The following is a 20,843-nucleotide window of genomic DNA, read 5'->3' on the forward strand; positions in this document are numbered from 1 at the left end:
GTTGTTTCACCTGTCAGATGTCAGAGGCGAATGTCTTTCTTTATGATAAGGGAACGCAGAATCTCACGCAGAATCTGGACGCGCACGTTTTCGCTTAGGCTTGAATTGACACCCTCTGAATCATGCTTTAGCATCACTTCCCTTTTGTCTATGCACTTCTCCATCTTATGACAAGATCTTCGTTGACTCAATCCAGTCTGCCACGATGGTGGTGTTTTGCGACCGCGTTTTCGACCGGTGCGGTGGTGATGGCGCTGGAAATTTTAGGAAGCCGACTCCTCGCGCCGGTTTTTGGTAGTTCACTGTTTGTCTGGGGCGGGCTGATAGGAGTGGTCCTGGCTGCCATGAGCAGTGGGTATGCTGCGGGCGGTTGGCTGGCTGATCGATACGCTCCGCAGAGGGTTTTGGCCGGGCTGTTATTGCTGTCCGGTGTTTGGACTCTTTTGTTGTCATGGGCAGGCCAGCCCGTAGTTTTTGGGGTGTCTCGATGGATTCAGGATCCTCGTTGGGGCCCCTGTTTTGCTGCCAGTGTGCTGTTGGCGGTTCCGGCATTTGGATTGAGCGGTGTTCTCCCGGCCCTTTTGCGTTTGGCTATCGGGGATATGGGGCATCTTGGACGTCATACCGGAGGCATGATTGCGATTTCAACTATTGGGAGTCTTGTCGGAACCTGGGGGACCTCGTTTTATCTGTTAACCTGGCTGGGTAGTACCACATTAGTCGCTATCCTTGGCGTAGTCCAGATCTGTCTTGGTCTATGGTGGACATTGAGAGCTGGAATCCTCCAGCCTGGTTTACAGGTCATACTCCTTTCCTGTGTAGGCGGAATAACCTGGATGGGTTTTCATCCGGTCACCATTTTGCCACCGGCAATTTATCAGGAAGATAGCCCGTATCAACAGGTGAGGGTGAGTGAAAATGATTTATTCCGTTATCTTATTTTGGACAATACTTTCCACGCGGTGATGTGGAAAGCGACGCCGGAATCGCTTGCCTTGCCCTATAGTCAAGTCATGATGGGTGTGTTGCCACTTGTTGAGAATCCTAAGCGAGGACTGATCTTAGGCCATGGCGGAGGATCATTGGCAAAGTGGTTAGGCAAGCACTGGCCGGATTTGGAGTTAGATGTTGTCGAAATGGACCCGTCTGTCGTCCAAGCCGCAGAACGGTATTTTGGTTATACGCCACCGCTCAACCATCATGTGTATGTGGAAGACGCTCGCACGTTTTTACGAAACAACCCTTACCAGTATGACGTGGTGTGGGTCGATGTGTTTGCCAGGCATCTCATTCCGTTCCATGTGACGACTCATGAATTCTTTGAAGAATTACGGAAGCATGTGAACCCTGAGGGTGCCGTTGCCGTGAATCTGGCTTCCTCCGATGCGCCGGCCAATGTTCGTCGCGCACAAGCGGTGTTGACCACTATGCAACAGACGTTCCCTGAAGTGGTGCCTTACGGGGTCGCGGGCCCTGAATGGTTAGACACTGCAAAAGGGTCCGTGAACCTGATTTTTTTTGGTGGGAAACCTGTCTCCGTTATGCGCTCTTCGAACTTTTTGGATGTTTTGGCCCGTCAGATGAATCGGGACCGATTTCCGTCAGAAGGGTTTGCATTTTTCATGTCACAGGAGCCGGTCGTACTGGCTCCTGGAGAAATTCTGACCGATGATTTCTCTCCGCTAGATTTACTTCAGGGGGAAGGGTAACCATCCCTTTTGCCTTGAGTCAGCAGGGTTCTTCCTTTAATTCCAAAATACAGCGAAGGATATCCCCAGCACCTTGCTGGGGAAGCTTCACTAGACAGTTAACCTATTCTTGGTTTTCATTGTGAGAATGGCAGGTGTTAAAAAAGGGCAAGAGGCCACTGTAACAAAAAATGGGTTCCACTCATTTGGCGTTCGGCGGGGACTGATTTGCGGTTTTTCTTTCACACGTTTACCAGGTGTCCGTAAGTACAACAGTGGGTGCATGCAAGAATTGCTGGCATGAGTTGTCCCGTCCTTCTTCATCCTAGCCGTCGGGAATGGTTCCCGCGTTCTCGCCGTTATCCTAAGGCCGAAGACAAAGGCTGTTGTGGAGACAAAATCGAAGGGGGAAACATTGTTTAAAGGTGCTGGAGTCCCAGAAACAATCTTAGTTTTGACAGACAGCTTCTGGCCAAAATTTGTAACGGATTTGTGGTAGCTGAGCGCCGTCAAAATTCGGGAGATCATAAAGACATCGATCAACCACGGCTACCTCATCTTGAGTAAATTCGAAGACTTTCCGTGTTTTCCAAAATTGATCCAGCGTATAGTAGTCCCCTGTGGCCGGCTTCTCCGCCAGTGCAGCCTGAAGTGCTTTGAATACTGCGGTATCGCAGCCAGGGATACGTCCATTGTTGCGGGTAATGCACCATTTAATGATTTCGGCTACCCCGTACATGCTTAGATCAATTTTTTGCTTTTCCTCAGCCATGGTTTCCTCCTTACAAACAGACAAAAAGACAAGAGATCTCTATAACATAAAGAGAGTCGTGGCATCCAGTGGGCTACGGTCATCCCTTTCAAAGTAACTTTTGACAAAGTCTGTAGCTTCCTAGAAAAAACGAGATTTTTCGGACTACTCGCCGGTTTTACATCATTTGGAAAAATCCGTATACTCGATGCGCTGTGCATGGGTTATCCTGCATCTATTTTGGTACCCTCTCCACCCACATATTCTGGAGAAAGGCAAGAAGAATTGTATTCCAGTCAGTCCTTGCGTGCTCGACTTGTCATTCCTCTGGGGCTTTTGGGTCTGCTGTCCTTGGTCGGTTGTCCTACACGCGAGGAGTACCATCCTCCTGATTTGATTTATCATTACCTAGACATTCCAGTGGGGAAAAATCCTACCTCAATCCGGGCAAGTGATTTTAACGGTGATGGATTTACGGATTTGATCACCAGCAATATTCAGGGAAATTCCTTGTCCCTGCTTTTGGGAAAAGGGGACGGGAGTTTTCAGGACCAAAAAACGATTTCTGCTTGTCAGGAGCCGAGGAATGTGGCTGTTGATGATTTTAATCTTGACCACGTGCCCGATTTCGTCGTGGCGTGTTCGGGGGATAATCATGCTCTCGTGTTTTTGGGGCAGGGCGATGGCACTTTTTTGCGTGGGGCCCAATACCTGGTTCATCGTACTCCGGTGAGTATTGCCACAGGCGATTTTAATGAAGATTTTCTTCCTGATTTGGCGGTGGCTCTCCGCAACGACAAAATTCAAATCCTGTTGGGTATGGGCAACGGAAAATTTCGATTGGGGTCATTATATGAATATGGAGATACGCCGACCTCTGTGGCTACCGAGGATTTGAATGGAGATAAACATTTGGATCTGGCTGTGACCAATGGAGGGCCGATGAGTCATGCTGTGTCGATCTGGTTGGGTTTGGGGGATGGCACCTTCCAAGCTCCAACTGACTATCGAACCGGCAAGCGGCCCTTGGGGGTCTCCTTTGCGGACTTCAATACCGATCGAGCCCTAGATCTTCTCGTGATTAACGGTGAGATGAACACGATTACCGTATTTTTAGGAAACGGGGATGGGACTTTTCAAGAGGGAAGAGAATCAGGAGGCGATGCCGGTCCAAATTTTGGCGTGGCCCAGGATTTTGACGGAGATAAATTGCCGGATGTGGCGGTTGCCAATATTCAATCCGGGAGTATTTCGTTGCTATTTGGGAATGGCGATGGGACGTTTCACTATCCTCCAAGGGATTATCCCACCCCGCATGCCCCCTTTGCATTGACCACCCTATTAATTGCCACCGATCGGGGAGAAGAACCAGGGTTGGCGGTGGTGAATAATGCATCTAGTAATGTCTCCATTTTTTTACATCATGGGTTGAATCTCCGGAAGAGCCAACTTTCGGGAACTCCCGCTTCTTGATACTTCGAAGGTTTGTTCTTGATACCCGAATTCTGCCATGTTTACAATACTATTGCCTTTTAGAATGAGGCGTAACCCCGTTTCAAAGCGTGGTTCAGCCTTGTGAGGAGAATGTGCGAACTTTTGGCTGGTGGTTTGGAATGGGATCTCTGCTGACCTTGGCCGTCTTGCTGGTTCAAGGCGGAATGAGAGACCTGATTTACGGTTCTTCTCATTCCGGGACGTGGGAAGGAATTCTTTCTATGGGACTGACGGTTTTTGGGGGCGGAGTCCTTGCGGGATGTGTGGCGGTTATTTTAAATCGACTTCGATAGGCAAATTGGATGCCTCAGGAAGAGGGCTGAAAGGGACTGTAGTTATTTAGATTGGCCCTGGGGAAAAGAAAGAAGATGGGTGTTATCCCATCCGTTCACGCGGGTGTCTAATCAGGGAAATAGGTTTGTATTGATATGACGTGTCTCAGATGCCAAGGAACGATGCTGGTTGAACGTCAGTACACCAGGGAGTCGCGCCGGTTCAACGCGAAATGTATCAATTGCGGTTTTTGGTTTGACTTAGCAGATGTGTTGCGTTTTTTTAAGCGAGTCCTCGAAAGCGGCTACAACGGCCAAAAAATCCGTGAAACCCTTTAGCCTTTCTGAATCCAACCCACCGTACTTTCAGTTCTGCAACGTTAAAATTTTTAAGACCTGATCGGGTCCTTGTTAGGATTGTTTGTGGCGGGCAGGCGTTGGAGTGAATTCCACGAATTATCCAGTGGCCTATTAGGTTTTAGTTTCTTGTGCCAAAGTTTAATAACGGCAGTATTGAAAAAGTCCGCCCGCAGAGTTTTCGCCGCTTGGCCGTGTCCACATACTCCTCCCTACGCTTCGCTCGTCCAATCGGATGTGGTCTTCCCTTCGAAAGCCATCAGGGCAGGACTGAACGCGCCTTTATGGACTCTCACTTATTTTGCCCGTTCGGGATTCTGCTACTCATCTATGTGGTGAAAAAGCCAAATATGGGAAATATTCAACAGTTCCCCAATCTCGGTTTCCGGGATGAAATTTTTTCCCCTCTGTCCCTGATTTCACATTTTGGTAACAGCTTTTTTAGAGAAAGAATTCCATACTCCTAGACTTTGACCAATACTCTAATAGTCAGGAGTGGTCATTACCTATGAGACGGAGGAAATAACGCCTCCGTTTAACCTTTAGCTAATTCTTTGAGGGTCGTGCGGATGAGGTCTTCGAGTTCGTATCCTTCGTCCAACTTAACTGTTGCGAGATTCATGGCCTTTTTGACTTCTGGGGCGCGGTATCCCAAATTGATGAGTGCGGAGGCAGCTTCTTCTTGGAGAAAGTTGATAGGTTCCATTGCCGCTGTTGAGGGTTTGTGGGAATCCGAAATCATGATGCGATTGGTTTTGTCTTTTAACTCCAGGACGATTCGACTCGCCGATTTTTTCCCAACGCCGGGGATGGAACCTAAGGTTTCAAGATCGCCGGTTTCAATGGCCTTACATAAATCTGGGACGGAAAGGGTTGATAACGCACTCAGTGCGAGTTTCGGTCCGACGCCGCTGATAGTAGTGAGGAGCGAAAAGGCCTGCTTCTCCTCGGTGGTAGAAAACCCAAAAAGTTGAATGGTGTCGTTCCGCAGGTGAGTGGAAACAAAAACCTGGACTGCAGAATTGATTTCAGGAAGAGTGAAATAGGTAGAAAGGGCTATGAACAGATGATACCCCACACCCTGCACAGAAATGACGGCATCTTGTGGCGTCTTAGAAGAGAGGACTCCCGAAAGTGAGGCAATCATTTTGGCAGACTCAGTTGTTCGTCAAAGTGGAAGGTGACAGGAGAATTCAAGATCAATGAGAGAAAGCGGTAAGAGAAAAAGATCAGAGAATGGAGTGGGATCAAAAGGGCTAGGTGCTTTCTGCAGCCATTTTCTCCATCAGTTCGTCAGATATCTCAAAATTGGCATGGACCTTGGATACATCTTCGTTCTCGTCTAGGAGATCCAAGAGCTTCAAGGCTTGTTCTGCATCTCTGCCTTCAAGTTGAATATGGTTTTGCGCGAGGAAAGTGAGCTCGGACAGGCTGGTTTCAATCTGGGCCTTCTGTAAGGCTTCCTTGACGGCTTCGAAATTTGCTGGTTCTGAAATGACCTCAAATCCGGTGGGAGTTTGTTTCACGTCTTCAGCTCCCGCTTCCAGCGCCAGATCAAATAGTTGTTCTTCAGTCACCGCCTGGTTTTCGATGACCAGTAACCCCTTTTTTTGAAATTGCCAGGCAACCGCGCCGGCTTCAGCCATCGTTCCATTATTTTTTGTGAGAATATTTCGAACTTCGGCTACGGTCCGATTGCGTTTATCGGTCGAAATCTCCAGGAGGAGTGCCGTCCCTCCTGGTCCATACCCCTCTAGCATAAACTCCTCGAATTGCATTCCCGGAAGTTCTCCAGTACCTCGCTGAATAGCCCGTTTGACCGTATCGGCGGGCATATTGACTTCTTTGGATTTCGCAATGGCTTGGCGTAAGGCTGGATTACCGTCTGGGTCGCCGCCGCTACGTGCGGCAATGGAAATTTCACGGATGACGCGCGTGAAGATTTTCCCACGCTTGGCATCCTGTGCGCCTTTGTGGCGCTTAATTGTTGACCAGTGGCTATGTCCACCCATGGTTGCGGTCCATTTCCTAAAATTAAGGGGTCAAGAATATTATAGGTGTTATAGTAAGCCCCCGGGTGGGCTTCTATCACAGTAATTGAAAGGGAGTCAATGCACGCGGGCATGGCAAAAGAAAGGTTGGCAAAGCAGACGGGATGTTATTGTCCTGGAGAGTCAACAAGCTTTATTCTGTGCATTTGATTTTCCTCTTTTTCCAGTGTTAAGGAAATTAGTCATGCGCATTGTATTTATGGGAACTCCCGCCTTTGCAGTTCCTACGCTTCAACAGTTATTGAAGACTGAATTTTCTGTCGTGGGTGTTGTGTGTCAGCCTGACCGACCGAGTGGGCGTGGGAAGAAAGTTCAAGTCGGCCCGGTAAAGGGGCTTGCATTGTCACAAAATATCCCGGTGGTGCAGCCTGAAAAAATGAAGGATCCCAAATTGATGGAGACTCTTCGAGCATGGGAACCTGATCTGGTGGTGGTTGCCGCGTTTGGGCGTATTTTGCCAAAAACTATTCTTGAGCTCCCCCCGAAAGGGTGTCTGAATGTTCATGGGTCCCTCCTTCCGAAGTATCGGGGTGCTGCTCCCATTCAATGGGCTGTGATCGATGGAGAGGCGGAGACCGGTATTACGATCATGCTCATGGATGAAGGGATGGATACGGGGGCCATTCTACAGCAGGAAGTGATTTCTATAGGTCAGGACGAGACTTCCGGAGAGTTAGCTTCACGAATGGCTGAGATTGGCGGAGCGCTTCTGGTCCGGACTCTGCGTGGATGGGTCGCTGGCACAGTGACTCCTTCGGCTCAAGATGATTCGGCAGCGACCTTGGCGCCCATCTTAACCAAAGAAGATGGCTTGATGTCTTGGGGACAATCGGCGCGATGCCTTGCCAATCGTATTCGGGGGCTGTCGCCATGGCCTGGTGTGTATACCTTCCTGGAGGGTGAGCGATGGGGAATTTGGAAAGTTCAGATTGAAGACCAAGAATCAGGTATATTGCATACTACTCATGACGCTCCTCAGGCTCCAGGAACAATTACTGCCATCACGAAACAGTCCATCCGCGTCCAGACTGGTCAGGGAAGTTTGCATCTTTTGGAGGTTCAACCTGAAAACAAAAAACGCATGCACGTTTCTGACTATTTAGCCGGGCATCGGATTACACTCGGTATGACCTTCTCAATGGGGCAGCAAGATGATTGTGCAGTGTAATCGTGTGGTTAAAATAAAAAAAAGTGTGGCACCGGCAGCCTGGAATTGCCAGGTGTTTTCGTATGACCTGTTTTGGTGGAAAAGGATCCAATAATGACCGATCAATCCTCCGAGCTATTAGCGTTTATACAAAGTCAAATCGAGGAAATTAACACCATTCATGCACAGGCCGAGAAGGCCCTCAATGCGGTGCAGGGGAAAGACCATGTCACGAAATGGAAAAGGAAGGTCGTTGAAGGCCTGGCACCCTACGTGAGTCAGACATATCTTCAACTCATTACCAAGGAATGGCTGGAAACCACCTATTTTGTGGGCGATGTGTTTGACGAATTAGCCGATGAAGTGGATATGTGTCGGCGCCATCTTAAGAAGTTGCTTAAAGACATTCAGACCACCGGCATCCCCTGATGCCCCTGACCCTATGAATCACCGGTATGCCTCTTCTCATTTTTCTCCTTGCCTATAAATGATGGCACCGCTTCCTCCTTATCCGCGCAAACGGCTCGGTCAACATTTCCTTATTGACCCCAATTTACTCCGAAAAATTATCGATCTGGCGGATCTCCAGCCGAATGATTATGTCTGTGAAATTGGACCGGGGGGCGGCGCCTTAACCAGATTGTTGTGCCAATCGGCAAGGCAGGTGTTAGCCCTGGAAGTCGATCCCCGTATGGTGGATTTTTTGAAAGAGGAATTTTCGGGATATTCGAATCTTGATATTCGAGAACACGATGCGCTTCGTTATCCCTTCGATCAACTACCGGAACCTGCTGTCGTAGTGGCCAATCTGCCCTATAATATTTCAACCCCCATTATGTTTCGGTTATTAGAAGCCCGGCCAAAGATCCGTCGGATGGTTTTAACTGTACAGCTGGAAGTCGCAAAACGGTTAACCGCCAACCCCAATACTAAAGACTATGGGGTGCTCTCGGTTATGGCGCAGCGTTTAGCTGATGTCCGTTTCGGTTTCCCCGTGTCTCGAAAATGCTTTCGCCCCGTTCCTGATGTAGATTCCGGAGTTGTACGGTTGGATATTCGTTTTTCTCAGCCTTCCTTTGGGCAGGAAGCCGACGCGTTTGCTTCGCTGGTACGGGCGGCATTTGGGCAACGGCGAAAAACCCTCCTCAACGCACTACGAGGGGCGGGTTTTCCTTTGATCTGCTTGGAAAGGGCTCAAGAGCGTACAGGTATCATGTTGACCCGACGAGCGGAAACGCTGTCGGTGGGGGAGTTTCAGAATTTAAGTGAAGCGCTCAATGACCCGACGTTTCCTTCCACTTCTTAACGACTCCGGGACCTTGGGCAGGCTTGTCATATGCGTAAGGGTTGTTTGCTCGATAGAAACACTTATGGTAGGATTTTTTGATGAGTATCTTCCCTAGTTCGAAGAGCAAGACAACAAAGGACCAACCTAAGGGATTTTCTATTTTAACTACACAAGTTGTAGGAATTTTGCTTGCCACCTTGGGTATTCTGGGCCTACTCAGCATGGCCACCTTTTCTCCAGCCGATCCGATCCTTTTTAATGACTACCCCTCATCAAATTCTGTTCCCGAAAATGCGGTAGGCCCGATTGGGGCTACTCTCGCGTTTTCCCTCTTAACTGTTGTGGGAGGGGGAGCCTATGTTGTGCCTTTGCTGCTTGTTATGTTGGGTTTAAGTGTTTTATGGGGCGAAAAAATTCGTATTACGTCAGGAAGTCTTCTTGGATCGCTGATTGGAGTTCTATCTGTCAGTGCGCTGCTACATCTTCAATTTTCAGCCGGGCCTCAAATATCCGGGATGGATGTGCTAGGAGTTGGCCAAGGTGGAGTTGTGGGACAATGGGTGGCGGTCGGACTCGGGTCGTATCTGGCGGTCACCGGTGCCACGATCCTGTTAGGGGCACTGTTACTGATTGCTTTTCTTTTGCTTGTGCCGGTATCGATTGGGCAAATTGTTCGAACAACCCTGAATTTCGGGGGACGCCTCAAAAATACCCTGGTGGAGTCGGTGAAAGAGCGAGACTGGTGGGCATCAGATGCCCAACCAAAAATGAATAAATCCATACGGATTAATCGTCAATTGGCTGCCCGTGGGGGTATTGGCACGATGGTATTGGAAACTTTGGAACCCAAATCCAAGTTATCCAAGGTAAAAGATGATCCCCCAGCCACAATCGAGATTGCACCTACTCTCCCCATCCTGGAGGAAGTCGACGACACCTTTATCTCTCGCAGGCAAATTTCAAAGTCCTATCAAATGCCTTCCCCCGTTGACCTCTTGGATACTCATGCTGCGCGGGCCGCGCACCAGACTGATGCGGTGCTGAAATCCCAGTCCGAAATTCTCGTGAACACGTTGGCAAGTTTTGGGATTGAGGGGGGCGTCACGGATGTGCACCCCGGACCGGTGATTACTATGTATGAATTTGCTCCCGGCCCCGGCATCAAAGTCGCCCGCATTGTAAATTTGGCGGATGATCTGGCCATGGCCTTAAAAGCCTTAAAGGTTCGAGTGGTGGCTCCTCTCCCAGGAAAATCCACAGTAGGTATTGAGGTACCGAATCCTCAACGGGAAACGGTTGGATTGAAAGAGATGTTGACATCGGAGGCTTTCACCCGGGCTCGCTCAAAGCTGGCTTTGGCCTTGGGAAAAGATATCTTTGGGCGACCGGTGGTGACGGATCTCCGAACCATGCCCCATTTGTTAGTAGCAGGTGCGACGGGGTCAGGCAAAAGTGTGGGGCTGAACTGCCTGTTATTGAATATCCTGTTTACCGCGCATCCCGATGAGGTGAAGCTCCTGTTAATCGATCCAAAAGTGTTGGAATTGCAGGTGTATGATGGGGTTCCGCACCTCATTCGCCCGGTTATCACGAATCCTAAAGAGGCGGCTCGTGGGCTTGGGTGGGTCGTACAGGAAATGGAGCGGCGTTACCAGGTGTTAGCGGAATTGGGAGTTCGAAATATTGATGCCTATAATAAAAAAGTTACCGACTCTCAGGAGACAGGTTCTCCACTTCGAACCATGAAGAAATTGAGCAAGGGCCAGTCGATGAATGTGGAGGAAGGGGCACCCTTGTTGGAGTCTTCGCAGGAAGAGCGGGTTCTGTTGCCCTACATCGTGGTGGTCATTGATGAGTTTGCCGATCTGATTATGGTGGCTCCGAAGGATATTGAAGATCGCATTGCCCGACTCGCCCAAATGGCCCGTGCGTCGGGCATTCATCTCGTCTTGGCAACGCAAAGACCATCCGTTGACGTCGTAACTGGGCTCATAAAGGCTAATTTCCCTGCACGTATTGCTTATCAGGTTTCTTCCAAAATTGATTCCCGGACCATTTTGGATGCGAATGGAGCAGAAAGCCTTTTGGGAAAAGGTGATATGCTGTTTTTATCTTCTGGCACCGGCGGAATTAATCGACTGCACGGTCCCTATGTCTCAGATGAGGAAGTGCGCGGGGTAGTCGAATGGGTGAAATCCCAAGCCACCCCCGTCTATGACCCGGTGGCTTTGGAGTCCGTTCAAGAACCCTCGGTGGATGAACAGGAACGAGATGAGACCTATGAGCGGGCTAGGGAATTGGTGATGACTACGGGGCAAGCCTCAGCTTCGTTTATCCAGCGTCGCTTGAGGGTAGGGTACCCACGAGCAGCCAGAATGATTGAGCAAATGGAGGAGGAAGGTCTGGTGAGTGCCCCAGGGCGTGATGGGAGACGAGAGGTCCTCGCTCGAAGTACGGCCATTGCGGAGATAGGATGATGCCACTATTGTTTCTGCGCGGTACGCTCCTTTTAGTCATCGTTGGTTTAATGATGCCTGTATCCGATGTCTCGGCCGCCTCCGCTTCTGCTTCCGTCATGGAAGATGTCGCTGGGAAAGTTGATGCTCGTTATGCTCAGACCAAAGATTTGCAAGCTGACTTTGTCCAGGAAACCATTCTTGAGGGATTTACGACGGGGTTTACGTCTTCAGGGCGGCTCTATTTAAAAAAACCTGGATTGCTTCGATGGGATTATCTTCACCCGTCCGAAGAGCAGATTTATGTGGATGGTGATCAGGTGATGATGTATGTCCCTGAGCATCAGCAGGTGGTCAAGGGAGCCCTCACGCAAATGGCCGCGTCCAAGGGTCCTCTGGCGCTTCTTCAGGGGGCAGGAAACCTTTCTCAACAATTTACGATTTTGGAATCCACAGATGGGTCCAGGGATGCGGACAAGTTCCCGAGTCTCACCCTGGTCCCAAAGCCTGTTGGCCAAACCCCTCCAACTATCAAGAAGATTGTACTCAAACTCTTTCCTGATACGTATTTCATTCAGGGTATTACCTTGTTTGAGGTGAGCGGGAATATCTCCCGAGTGGTATTTGACCACATTCAAGCGAATACGGGTCTTTCGTCCAGTCAGCTCACCTTCGATGTTCCACCTGATGTCGTGGTGGTCGAACTACCCTGATTGCAACTTTCGGGTCTATCGTTTTTGATGGTGTTCGTGTTCTCTGATAAGGAAAAGGTGGAAAGAAATGGCTGAGCGCATCTTGGTTGTTGATGACGACAAGGGAGTCCGGGAGGCCTTGTCAGAGTTCTTGCTATCGTTGGGTTATACCGTCGTGATGGCCGAAAATGGTGAAGAGGCCTTGAATCAGTATCGTAAGGGTGATTTTGACGTGATTATGGCGGATCTGATTATGCCCAATATGGATGGGATGGAGTTGTTAAGGCGTATCAGAGACATCAAAAATGATGAGGTGATTTTTCTGATGATCACTGGGCATCCCTCTATTGGTACGGCTGTGGAGGCTATTAATCGTGGAGCCGATGATTATATTACCAAACCCTTCCATCTCGAGGACGTAAGGTTGCGAGTCACGAAAGCGTTGGAAAAGCAAACCTTAAAAGGTCGCTTGAAAACCGCACAAGGTTTGGCTTGGGGTTTAATGTTGTCCATTCCGCTTTGGCTCTTGTTGGGGATAATTCTGGTTATCCTGTTTAAAGGATAAGCGGTTTTTTTCTCAAGTGGTTCTCGTGTGGTCATTGCTCAATCGCCAATCCTTTATTCATGGTGAGCCTGTTGTCCTTGTTCATGCAGGCCTTACTGTGTGTTTTGGGTATTGTGGTGTTCGGTGCAAGCTCTCTTTCGGCCATTAGTGGCCAAATCACTGAAGATCCCACCAAAATTTTACAGAAATATCTTTCCCTAGATAAAAAAGGTGTTCGGTTGGAGGCGCATTCCTGGCAGGTGGTGAGGCCTTTTGTGGCTTGGCTGGAAGAACCGGTCTGGGGGCAAGTGGTTGTGATTTCTCAATATGAGGTTGTAGACGATGTGTCGCAATGGGAAATTCTTGGTGTGCTAGAGGCCAAAATTCCCGTGATCTTCGAGGTGTTAGGAGCAATGCATTGGGAACGTGTCACGTATGTGTCCAATCCACACCGTGAAATACAATATTTTCATTTGAAGGCGGTTGAGGACCGGTGGCAAATTGTTGGGCCTCAATTGCCTCCACATGTGGGCCGTCAACGTCTGGTGGACTTTGTCCGTTGGGCGGAGTTAAATGAATCTGTGCTGGAAAGAAAAGTTTTTTTCAATTCTTTAATACAACAACTAGAACATAATAATGAGAAAGATACGCAGAAATGACTACTTGGCGTGCGGAAGTGTTGTTCTTTGATTTTGACGGAACTTTGATCGATTCGAAAATTGATATAGCCACATCGGTAAACCTAACCCTAAGGGATTTGGGGTTGACCATACGATCGCGGGAAGAAATCTTTAGTTTTGTGGGTGATGGGGTGAAGCGGTTATTGCGGTTATCGGTGGGAGAAGAAAATTGTGGTCAATATGAAAAAGCCCTGGAGATTTTCCGGAAACATTATTTAGAGCATTGCGTGGAAACCACACGGTTTTATCCTGGGATATGGGAAGTGCTCCATCACTATCAGGACCGCCGGAAAGCCATTGTGACTAACAAATCTTTAGAGTATACCCTTTCAATTGTTGATGGGTTACATGCACAGGATCTCTTTCATCATGTGGAAGCTCCTCGGGATACGATGGAATTGAAGCCGGAACCCGTGATGTTACTGCGAGCACTTGAAGGGTTGGGCATTGATCCATCTGAAGCGGTGATGATTGGGGATAGTACGAATGATGTCCGGGCAGCTCAGGCCGCCGGCATACGATCTTGTGCTGTGGGCTATGGTTATGGGAACCGAGAAAAAGTTGCGGCATTACGGCCTGATTTTTATTGTGAAAATCCGAAGGATCTTCTTGGCCTGTTTTAATTAATCCCACCTCCATTTCATTCTTTTCGAGGGACGACAGCTGTCAAAAGGGTACTGCTCGCCACGGGATTTTTCTAGTTGTGGCTAATGCAGGAATTCTTTTATGATCATTTGAGATTTTTGATGCCTTTTTACATTTTTTGAAATTTTTTACGAGAAGAGGACTTGATGGCGCAACCGATTGTCACCTGTTTGGATATGGAAGGAGTGTTATTTCCTGAAATCTGGCTAGCTTTGGCGGATAAAGTGGGAATACAAGAGCTACGTCTGACCACCAGGGATGTTGCGGATTATGATGTCTTGATGAAAAAACGACTGGAAGTTCTGAAGGCGCATCGCATTACTCTTCGCGATATTCAGGATGTTGCCAGTTCAATTTCTCCCCTCCCTGGAGTTCCTGATTTTATTGCGTGGTTACGCGAACGCTGCCAAATTATAATATTGTCGGATACGTATTATGAATTTGTAGCGCCACTCATGAAGAAACTCCAATTCCCTACGATTTTTTGCCATACATTGGGGGTTGATTCCCATGGGTTTATCACAGATTACTTCCTGCGCCAACCTGACCAAAAGCGACATGCCGTTAGTGCGATGAAGGGTATCGGGTTCCGGGTGTTGGCGGGAGGAGATTCTTATAATGATGTTTCAATGTTAAAGGAGGCCGACGCCGGAATTTTTTTCTGTCCTCCTGATTCGATAATCCAGGAATTTCCCCAATTCCCTGTAGCTCGTTCGTATGCAGAATTCCAGGAACATCTTGGGCGGGCAGGCGGCTTCCCGTCCTGATATGGTCATGCTGATGTAGGTTTGTATTCCTTTCCCCTTTTTTTGTTAAAGAGGTCTCTGGCTGATGCCAAGCAATATGGAAGGTTTTCTGAGGGGGAAACATTGTTGCCTTTCCCCATGGTACTTGCTAGATGTATCACGCTTTATAGATGGCTGAGACGGGTACTGATGGTGACGGGAAGGGAAATCAAAGAGTTTAAATTGGAAAGAGATGTAATCATCAGAAACTTGCCGGAAAATTTTTCTGGATCCTCTGAGACTGTTGGCCGCAAAGTTTTTATGCCAAGAGCACTGACAAACTTGAAAGGAGCATCTACATGAGGGCCTCTCGCATTCGCCTGTCTGTGTTGGTAATGTTGTTTTTCTGTTTTTCCACTGTAACAGGCTGTCTAGGAAAACGGGATTGGCAATATCCCCCGGTTTCTACGGGTTCATTCTTGAACGAAAAAGCTGCCTCGCCAATCCCGGCCAAAGCCATTGTTCTTCCGTTGGAAGATTTGAGAGGGAATGAGGCAAAAGAGGAATATTGGAAAGCTGCTATTCCCTTTGTTCCCTATGGGGATACGAAATATCAACGCCCTGAAACTGTGAAGCACCCAGAAGAGGTCGATGTCGTCAAGTTTGATCCGACTAATGATCTTGCTCAATCCATCGCTGCGGAATTAAGTCATGCAGGAGTTTTTTCCTCGGTCAACTTTTCCAAAGATGAAGGACAAGAGCCGGCAGATCTGGTCTTTCGAGGCCGTCTCCGTTCTACCGATTGGAGCCGGCGATTGTATTCGTACCTATTCGCTCCAGTTGGAGTGGTTTTTTGGATGTTAGGTCTTCCCATGAGTGAAACCACTACCGCTTTGGAGATGGATCTTCGACTAACTCCCCTAAGTGACCCGTCGAAGGTGTTATGGAATATGACGATGGAGTTCGAAGGGAAGCAGCTCGATGGACCATATTATGGTCTTGAAAATGCGGCCGAAAGTTATCCTGAGGCTCTACAGGAAGCCTTAAAACCAGCAGTTGCAGATTTAATTGGCCTAGCCAAGGAGGACCCCAACCGTCTAATGCCACGCTAAGTGATTGAAATTATTGCCATGTGAAAAATCAAGAAAAAATATGAAATATCTGGTTGATATTTGGCAAGCAGAAGATTATTTTAATCTTCAGGAATTGTAAAAACGGCCGATAATGATTAGGAAATACTGATATCTTGCAATGACCTTTGGCAGCGTCTCTCATGAATTCATGAGAGCGTTTCCTTTTCATTCAAGATTTCAGGCATTTGGTGCTATTTTTAAATGGAAGAAATCGTCGTTTTGGTGACGGTAAGTTCTGAAGCGGAGGCTACAAGCCTGTCAAGGATCTTGGTGGAAAACGGGTTAGCTGCCTGCGTCAATATTATCCCAGGGGTGCGGTCAATTTTTAAATGGGATGGGAAAATTTCGGAGGAACAGGAAATTTTATTGTTGGCAAAAACTGGGAGACAGGCGTTTGACCAATTAGTTATTATGGTGAAAGCCAATCATAGTTATACCGTTCCGGAAATCATTGCTCTTCCGATTCAGCTTGGGAGCAAAGAATATTTAGCCTGGATTCAAGATGCCACCAAGAGCCGAGTAGGTATGGTCGAAGGGTAGTGGAAGGTGTATTTGGCTTTATTGGCTGTAATTCTAAGAACCTTAGAAGTTCTTAACTTTTTAATTTTGGTGAATTATGAAAGAATCTGAAGATGCCTTGACGGTGATCATATTTCGAGGCGCACGAGCAAATCCTTGGCGCCTCAAATTCAGGAAGTCTTTTGTGAAATATGGAATAATTGTTGGTTTAGTGTTACTGCTCGTTCAGGGTGGGGTAATTACGCATTATGTTTACCAGTGGAGCCAACTCAGTGAATTAGGAGAAATAAAACAAGAATTAAATACGTCACGTGCTCGAACCAGCAATTTTTCAACAGAAGTAGATGGAATGAAGAAGCGAATGTTGGTGTTGGAGACCCTCAATCGGAAACTTCAGACCATGTTTGGTCTGGAGGCGGATGAGATTCAGGGGTTGCCTACTGGCCTTCCTGGGCAAGGGGGAGAAGAGTTGCCATATGAGGAGGTGCCATACGATGGGCTGCAAGAGGAGGCACCTTTGGAGTCAAAGCCTGCAATTGCAAGGACCGGGGTCCCAGCGGTTTCTGGATTAGATTCGACCATTGACCGAAAAATAACCGAGATCAAAGCTGGGCTAGAGTGGCTAAACCAACAAACTGAATTAGAAAATAAAATTTTGGAAGAACTTTCTGCTGCGGCTCAGAAAAAAGCTGATCAATGGGCTTCCATTCCTTCCATCTGGCCAGTTAAAGGTGTCTTAACCTCAAAATTTGGTCCTCGCGTTTCTCCTTTTACAGGGAAAAAAGCCTTGCATGCAGGAATTGATATCGGTGCACCAACTGGCACAGAGGTTCGGTCCCCCGCTTCGGGGAAAATTGTTGTAGCCGCTTATGATGGGCGGATGGGGAAATTTGTTCGTATTGATCATGGTTACGGCATAGAAACGACCTACGGTCATATGTCCAAAATTAATGTGAAATATGGGGATAAAGTTCAAAGAGGCGACCTTGTCGGTCTTGTCGGGAGCACGGGAAAGTTTTCTACGGGACCCCATCTGCACTATCAAGTGGCTGTGAATGATAGAGTTGTAGATCCCATTCATTATATTTTGGATTAGCCAGTCCCCCACATCAGCTCTGGGATATACGTTAGGCATCTTCCAGGTCCGTCTGGCATTTCTTTCCTGCAACACTTCCATCTTCTTCTGATAATTTTGGGACAAAAGACCTAAGCAGTTTTATTCGAGACTGGGTCTTCTTTTATAGATGGTGGGCCTTCTTTTGTGTTGAATTCTCAAAATTAATTACATAGATTAGCATTGAAGACGTTGAGGAATTTTTGTTTGTTGTGGGATATTTAAGAAAGGTTCGGGATATTCTGGGGAAATTAATTTAAAATTAAAGTCTAACGGATAAATTGACAATAATTTATTTCCTTTGTTAGTTTGTGTTCTTGCTGGGTGATTTTACCTAGCAGAAAATTTTGTGAAAAATAAATATGGTGATGGTTATTTTTGTTTTTAACCAAGGAGGAGGCCCAATATGAGTCTCGATTACGTAAAATTCACGCCAGGTTTCGGAAAATTTATGCCAAAAGAATATCGGGATATGGTCGAGCATGGTCCATTTGGAAAGAAGACTTCTGTGTCGCAAGTGGGGACGTTTAAAGAGATCTTAGAGGAACATCCTATGTGTGCAGGGTGTGCGATGACGTTGTTTATCCGATTGGCTATCATTGCCTTCCCTAACCCGGAAGACACGATTACCGTCGGGACAGCAGGATGTGGGCGTCTGGCCATTTCCCAGGCGGCTATTCCTTTTGTCTATGGGAATTATGGTGATCAAAATGGGGTGGCCAGTGGGTTGTCTCGTGGACTGAGATTGCGTTTTGGTGATAAACCCAAAGACGTTGTGGTAATGGCCGGAGACGGAGGAATGGCTGACATTGGTTTTGCGCAGACGTTACATTCCTGGTTTCGAAAAGAAAAATTTACGACCATCATGTTGGATAACGAGGTTTATGGGAATACGGGTGGTCAAGAAAGCGGAATGACCAACAAGGGCCAAGTTTTGAAGATGGCCCCTTTGGGCAAAAAATTTGAAAAGATGGATATGTTAGGTATGGCCAAGGTTGCAGGGTGTGCCTATGTGGCAACAGTGGTTCCCAACAACCCAAGAAGAGTAGAGAGTGTCATTAAGAAAGCGGTTTTGATTGCACGAGAAGTGGGCCCAACGTATATCCAAGCCTATACCTCCTGTAACATTGAATATGCAATTCCAACAGATAAAGTGATGGAAGATGCCAAAGATGTTGAGAATGATCGTTATGCATTTTCTGAATATCTTACGGACGAAGCCAAGCAGCATTTAGCTGAATTATACGGATATAAAGAGTATCTCCCGAAGCCAGCAGCTGCAGTAACAAAAGGGTAGTCTACTTCCTAAGGGAAGAATGGTTTAGGTGCTTTTAAAAGGTAAGAGAATGGAGGTTGAAAATGGCTATTCGTTATAACATTCGTATGGCAGGAGTTGGTGGCCAGGGGGTGGTGACTGCATCCCACATTTTTAGCACGGCGGTCATTAATGCTGGAGGGGAGAGCACCATCGTTCCGTTTTATGGGTCTGAAAAGCGAATGGCTCCAGTGGAGAGTTATGTGCGGGTCTCGAATGAGCCAATTTACGAAATTGGAGAAATTACCTTTCCTCATATTCTCATGATCTTTCATCCGCAGTGCATCACCCATGGAAAGAGTTATACGAATCCTTTCTATTATGGGTTAAAAAATGAGGGAGTTGTTCTTATCAATAGCAACATACCTATGAATCTTGAACCGGATCAAGCTGCGGAATTGAAAGAACTAAATGCAAAAATATATTACCTCCCGGCCACACAGATGTCGCTAGATGTGGCCGGAATTGATTTGGCCACCAACATGGCTATGGTTGGAGCAATCGGGGCAATTACGGGACTTTCGACTTTAGAGGCCTCGGGTACGGCTGTGAAAGACCGATTTCTTGGAAAAGGTTTTGTGGTGTCAGGCGGAACTGCCGCATTGGATAGTGTAGTGGAAAGAAAGTTCAAGAAAAAAGCAGAATTGATTGAAAAAAACTTAGCGGTGGTGAAGGCTGGTTGGGATTACGCCGTCGACAATGGTTGGACATTGGGAGCTTCCTCAATGGCCGACCAAACAACTAGTGCTGCAGCAGCCAAAGCAGCAAAGGCTTCGGTCTAAAAAGAGAAAAAGAAATTGAAAGGGGAGAGCGATGTATCTTGTTGCAAATATAGATATAGATATTTGTGCTGCAACCAGCTGTAAGTTGTGCACACAATACTGTCCGGAAGCCAATACGATTCAGTATGATACGGAAGCGGGAAAGGACAGGGGTTTAAAGTATGGATCGGCCTATGTGGCCGTTGATCGTTGTAAGGGTTGCGCACAATGCGTCTGGGTTTGTGACAATATGGCCAAGCACCATGCCATTAAAATGGAAATGATCGATCAAATCGGGGATGCTGCACTCACTGAAAATATTTCCTACTTGGAAAAAAATACCAAAGCGGTTCTTGCTAGTCCGTTAAAGGGATAACCTAACAAAGTCTTTTCATTTTCCAGTCATTTTATACTCATCAATCGGAGTTCAACGTGGAATTAACCAAAGAACTAGAAAACGCAATCGTGGCTCCAGGGCCGCAAGGCTTCCATCCTCCATCAGCTGCAGAGCTTGGTGTGCTGACTCCAGACTCAGGAATGGGCCTAAAGTTTGGGCATATTGTTGAGGAAGAACGGGCGTTGGAAGCTATGGCGCATTCGATGTTCACAAGGAAGAATGCCACCATTTTTCCTGGGCCAATGGTCTTATGGGCATGGAATGAACATGCTGCGGATAAGGCGAAGGCGGTCTTGGAGTTAGCCGCCCAAATTCCTGACGTATTGATTATTCCGATGCCAGATTATAGACCAAAGTATCCTAAAGTTGAGCCAGAAGAAGTCATCAACCCTAATCATCCCAATCTTACGATATGGGGTAATAAGATTGAGGCTTGTATCTTTATTGGTGTGCATTGTCACTATGCTAATTTGACCCTCAAAATGATCCGAGCTGGAACAAATTGCTGGACTTCTGCAATTTGCGCGGAACAAGGCCATGAGGATGCCATGTTCACAGTTCGAGATTCTGATGCCGCCAAAATTAGGCGAGCCGCAGCCGTGTTTAAGAGAGTGCGGGAAGAAATGGGGATCAAATTGCCAGAAAATAGCAATAATGTTCGTTTTACCGGACTACAATCCAAGGTCCATGGTGGCAAAACACACACCAATCCACTGGATTTCAGTATAGAAAGCCCTGTTGATGGGAACGCGGCGGCGTTTGGCCATAAAGCTGAACACATGCAAAAAGAAGCATGATTATATTTGTGAAATTT

At 47.4% G+C, this 20,843-nt stretch carries 22 protein-coding genes; 19 read left to right on the plus strand and 3 right to left on the minus strand.

Annotation, left to right across the window (positions count from 1 at the left end):
* The first annotated feature begins 182 nt into the window (after positions 1–182).
* On the plus strand, positions 183–1,709 hold the full coding sequence (locus PJI16_06080) for a fused MFS/spermidine synthase (GenBank protein ID MDT3777121.1): 1,527 nt from the start codon (positions 183–185) through the stop codon (positions 1,707–1,709).
* A 427-nt stretch (positions 1,710–2,136) separates the two neighbouring features.
* Here the strand turns inward: PJI16_06080 and PJI16_06085 are convergent, their stop codons facing one another.
* The gene (locus tag PJI16_06085) at positions 2,137–2,460 is read right to left on the minus strand and encodes a hypothetical protein (protein ID MDT3777122.1); all 324 of its coding nucleotides are present in this window, start codon (positions 2,458–2,460) and stop codon (positions 2,137–2,139) included.
* A 198-nt stretch (positions 2,461–2,658) separates the two neighbouring features.
* Here PJI16_06085 and PJI16_06090 point away from each other — a divergent pair, with 198 nt between their 5' ends.
* Both PJI16_06090 and PJI16_06095 read left to right on the plus strand, forming a co-directional pair.
* Positions 2,659–3,912 (plus strand): VCBS repeat-containing protein, encoded by a 1,254-nt coding sequence (locus PJI16_06090; protein ID MDT3777123.1) that lies wholly within the window; start codon positions 2,659–2,661, stop codon positions 3,910–3,912.
* Positions 3,913–4,052: 140 nt separating this feature from the next.
* The gene (locus PJI16_06095) at positions 4,053–4,226 is read left to right on the plus strand and encodes a hypothetical protein (protein MDT3777124.1); all 174 of its coding nucleotides are present in this window, start codon (positions 4,053–4,055) and stop codon (positions 4,224–4,226) included.
* A gap of 871 nt (positions 4,227–5,097) precedes the next feature.
* Here PJI16_06095 and ruvA read toward each other — a convergent pair.
* Both ruvA and PJI16_06105 read right to left on the minus strand, forming a co-directional pair.
* Positions 5,098–5,709, minus strand: coding sequence for a Holliday junction branch migration protein RuvA (gene ruvA / locus PJI16_06100; GenBank protein ID MDT3777125.1), 612 nt, complete (start codon positions 5,707–5,709; stop codon positions 5,098–5,100).
* A 109-nt stretch (positions 5,710–5,818) separates the two neighbouring features.
* Positions 5,819–6,574: a YebC/PmpR family DNA-binding transcriptional regulator gene (locus PJI16_06105; protein ID MDT3777126.1), complete on the minus strand. Its 756-nt coding sequence runs from the start codon at positions 6,572–6,574 to the stop codon at positions 5,819–5,821.
* A 223-nt stretch (positions 6,575–6,797) separates the two neighbouring features.
* On the opposite strand from PJI16_06105, the gene fmt reads away from it, so the two are divergent.
* The 16 genes from fmt to PJI16_06185 all read left to right on the plus strand — a co-directional run bounded on the left by fmt (position 6,798) and on the right by PJI16_06185 (position 20,826).
* A complete protein-coding gene (fmt, locus tag PJI16_06110) occupies positions 6,798–7,781 on the plus strand; it encodes a methionyl-tRNA formyltransferase (GenBank protein MDT3777127.1) in 984 nt (327 codons plus the stop codon).
* Between the two features lie 93 nt (positions 7,782–7,874).
* The gene (locus PJI16_06115; GenBank protein MDT3777128.1) at positions 7,875–8,189 is read left to right on the plus strand and encodes a hypothetical protein; all 315 of its coding nucleotides are present in this window, start codon (positions 7,875–7,877) and stop codon (positions 8,187–8,189) included.
* Between the two features lie 58 nt (positions 8,190–8,247).
* Positions 8,248–9,066 (plus strand): 16S rRNA (adenine(1518)-N(6)/adenine(1519)-N(6))-dimethyltransferase RsmA, encoded by an 819-nt coding sequence (gene rsmA, locus PJI16_06120; GenBank protein MDT3777129.1) that lies wholly within the window; start codon positions 8,248–8,250, stop codon positions 9,064–9,066.
* 80 nt (positions 9,067–9,146) lie between these two features.
* Entirely contained in the window at positions 9,147–11,525 is a 2,379-nt protein-coding gene (locus tag PJI16_06125; GenBank protein MDT3777130.1) for a DNA translocase FtsK 4TM domain-containing protein, read from the plus strand.
* The gene (locus tag PJI16_06130) at positions 11,522–12,217 is read left to right on the plus strand and encodes an outer membrane lipoprotein carrier protein LolA (protein MDT3777131.1); all 696 of its coding nucleotides are present in this window, start codon (positions 11,522–11,524) and stop codon (positions 12,215–12,217) included. Before PJI16_06125 ends, PJI16_06130 begins: the two co-directional genes overlap by 4 nt.
* 67 nt (positions 12,218–12,284) lie before the next feature.
* A complete protein-coding gene (locus tag PJI16_06135) occupies positions 12,285–12,761 on the plus strand; it encodes a response regulator (GenBank protein MDT3777132.1) in 477 nt (158 codons plus the stop codon).
* Positions 12,762–12,832: 71 nt separating this feature from the next.
* Complete coding sequence (locus PJI16_06140; GenBank protein ID MDT3777133.1) at positions 12,833–13,399, plus strand: hypothetical protein; 567 nt, start codon at positions 12,833–12,835, stop codon at positions 13,397–13,399.
* The gene (locus PJI16_06145) at positions 13,396–14,043 is read left to right on the plus strand and encodes an HAD-IA family hydrolase (protein ID MDT3777134.1); all 648 of its coding nucleotides are present in this window, start codon (positions 13,396–13,398) and stop codon (positions 14,041–14,043) included. Before PJI16_06140 ends, PJI16_06145 begins: the two co-directional genes overlap by 4 nt.
* A 168-nt stretch (positions 14,044–14,211) precedes the next feature.
* Positions 14,212–14,832 (plus strand): bifunctional phosphoserine phosphatase/homoserine phosphotransferase ThrH, encoded by a 621-nt coding sequence (gene thrH, locus PJI16_06150; protein MDT3777135.1) that lies wholly within the window; start codon positions 14,212–14,214, stop codon positions 14,830–14,832.
* Positions 14,833–15,149: 317 nt separating this feature from the next.
* Entirely contained in the window at positions 15,150–15,902 is a 753-nt protein-coding gene (locus PJI16_06155; GenBank protein ID MDT3777136.1) for a hypothetical protein, read from the plus strand.
* A 222-nt stretch (positions 15,903–16,124) separates the two neighbouring features.
* Positions 16,125–16,463, plus strand: coding sequence for a divalent-cation tolerance protein CutA (locus tag PJI16_06160; protein MDT3777137.1), 339 nt, complete (start codon positions 16,125–16,127; stop codon positions 16,461–16,463).
* Positions 16,464–16,626: 163 nt separating this feature from the next.
* On the plus strand, positions 16,627–17,538 hold the full coding sequence (locus tag PJI16_06165) for a M23 family metallopeptidase (GenBank protein ID MDT3777138.1): 912 nt from the start codon (positions 16,627–16,629) through the stop codon (positions 17,536–17,538).
* Between the two features lie 424 nt (positions 17,539–17,962).
* Positions 17,963–18,853: a thiamine pyrophosphate-dependent enzyme gene (locus PJI16_06170; protein ID MDT3777139.1), complete on the plus strand. Its 891-nt coding sequence runs from the start codon at positions 17,963–17,965 to the stop codon at positions 18,851–18,853.
* A 62-nt stretch (positions 18,854–18,915) separates the two neighbouring features.
* Positions 18,916–19,653, plus strand: coding sequence for a 2-oxoacid:acceptor oxidoreductase family protein (locus tag PJI16_06175; protein ID MDT3777140.1), 738 nt, complete (start codon positions 18,916–18,918; stop codon positions 19,651–19,653).
* Between the two features lie 31 nt (positions 19,654–19,684).
* The gene (locus PJI16_06180) at positions 19,685–20,008 is read left to right on the plus strand and encodes a pyruvate ferredoxin oxidoreductase (protein MDT3777141.1); all 324 of its coding nucleotides are present in this window, start codon (positions 19,685–19,687) and stop codon (positions 20,006–20,008) included.
* Between the two features lie 140 nt (positions 20,009–20,148).
* Positions 20,149–20,826 (plus strand): carbon monoxide dehydrogenase beta subunit family protein, encoded by a 678-nt coding sequence (locus PJI16_06185; protein MDT3777142.1) that lies wholly within the window; start codon positions 20,149–20,151, stop codon positions 20,824–20,826.
* Positions 20,827–20,843: the final 17 nt, after the last annotated feature.

This window comes from Nitrospira sp. MA-1 (genome assembly GCA_032139905.1).
Taxonomy (GTDB): Bacteria; Nitrospirota; Nitrospiria; order Nitrospirales; family UBA8639; genus Nitrospira_E.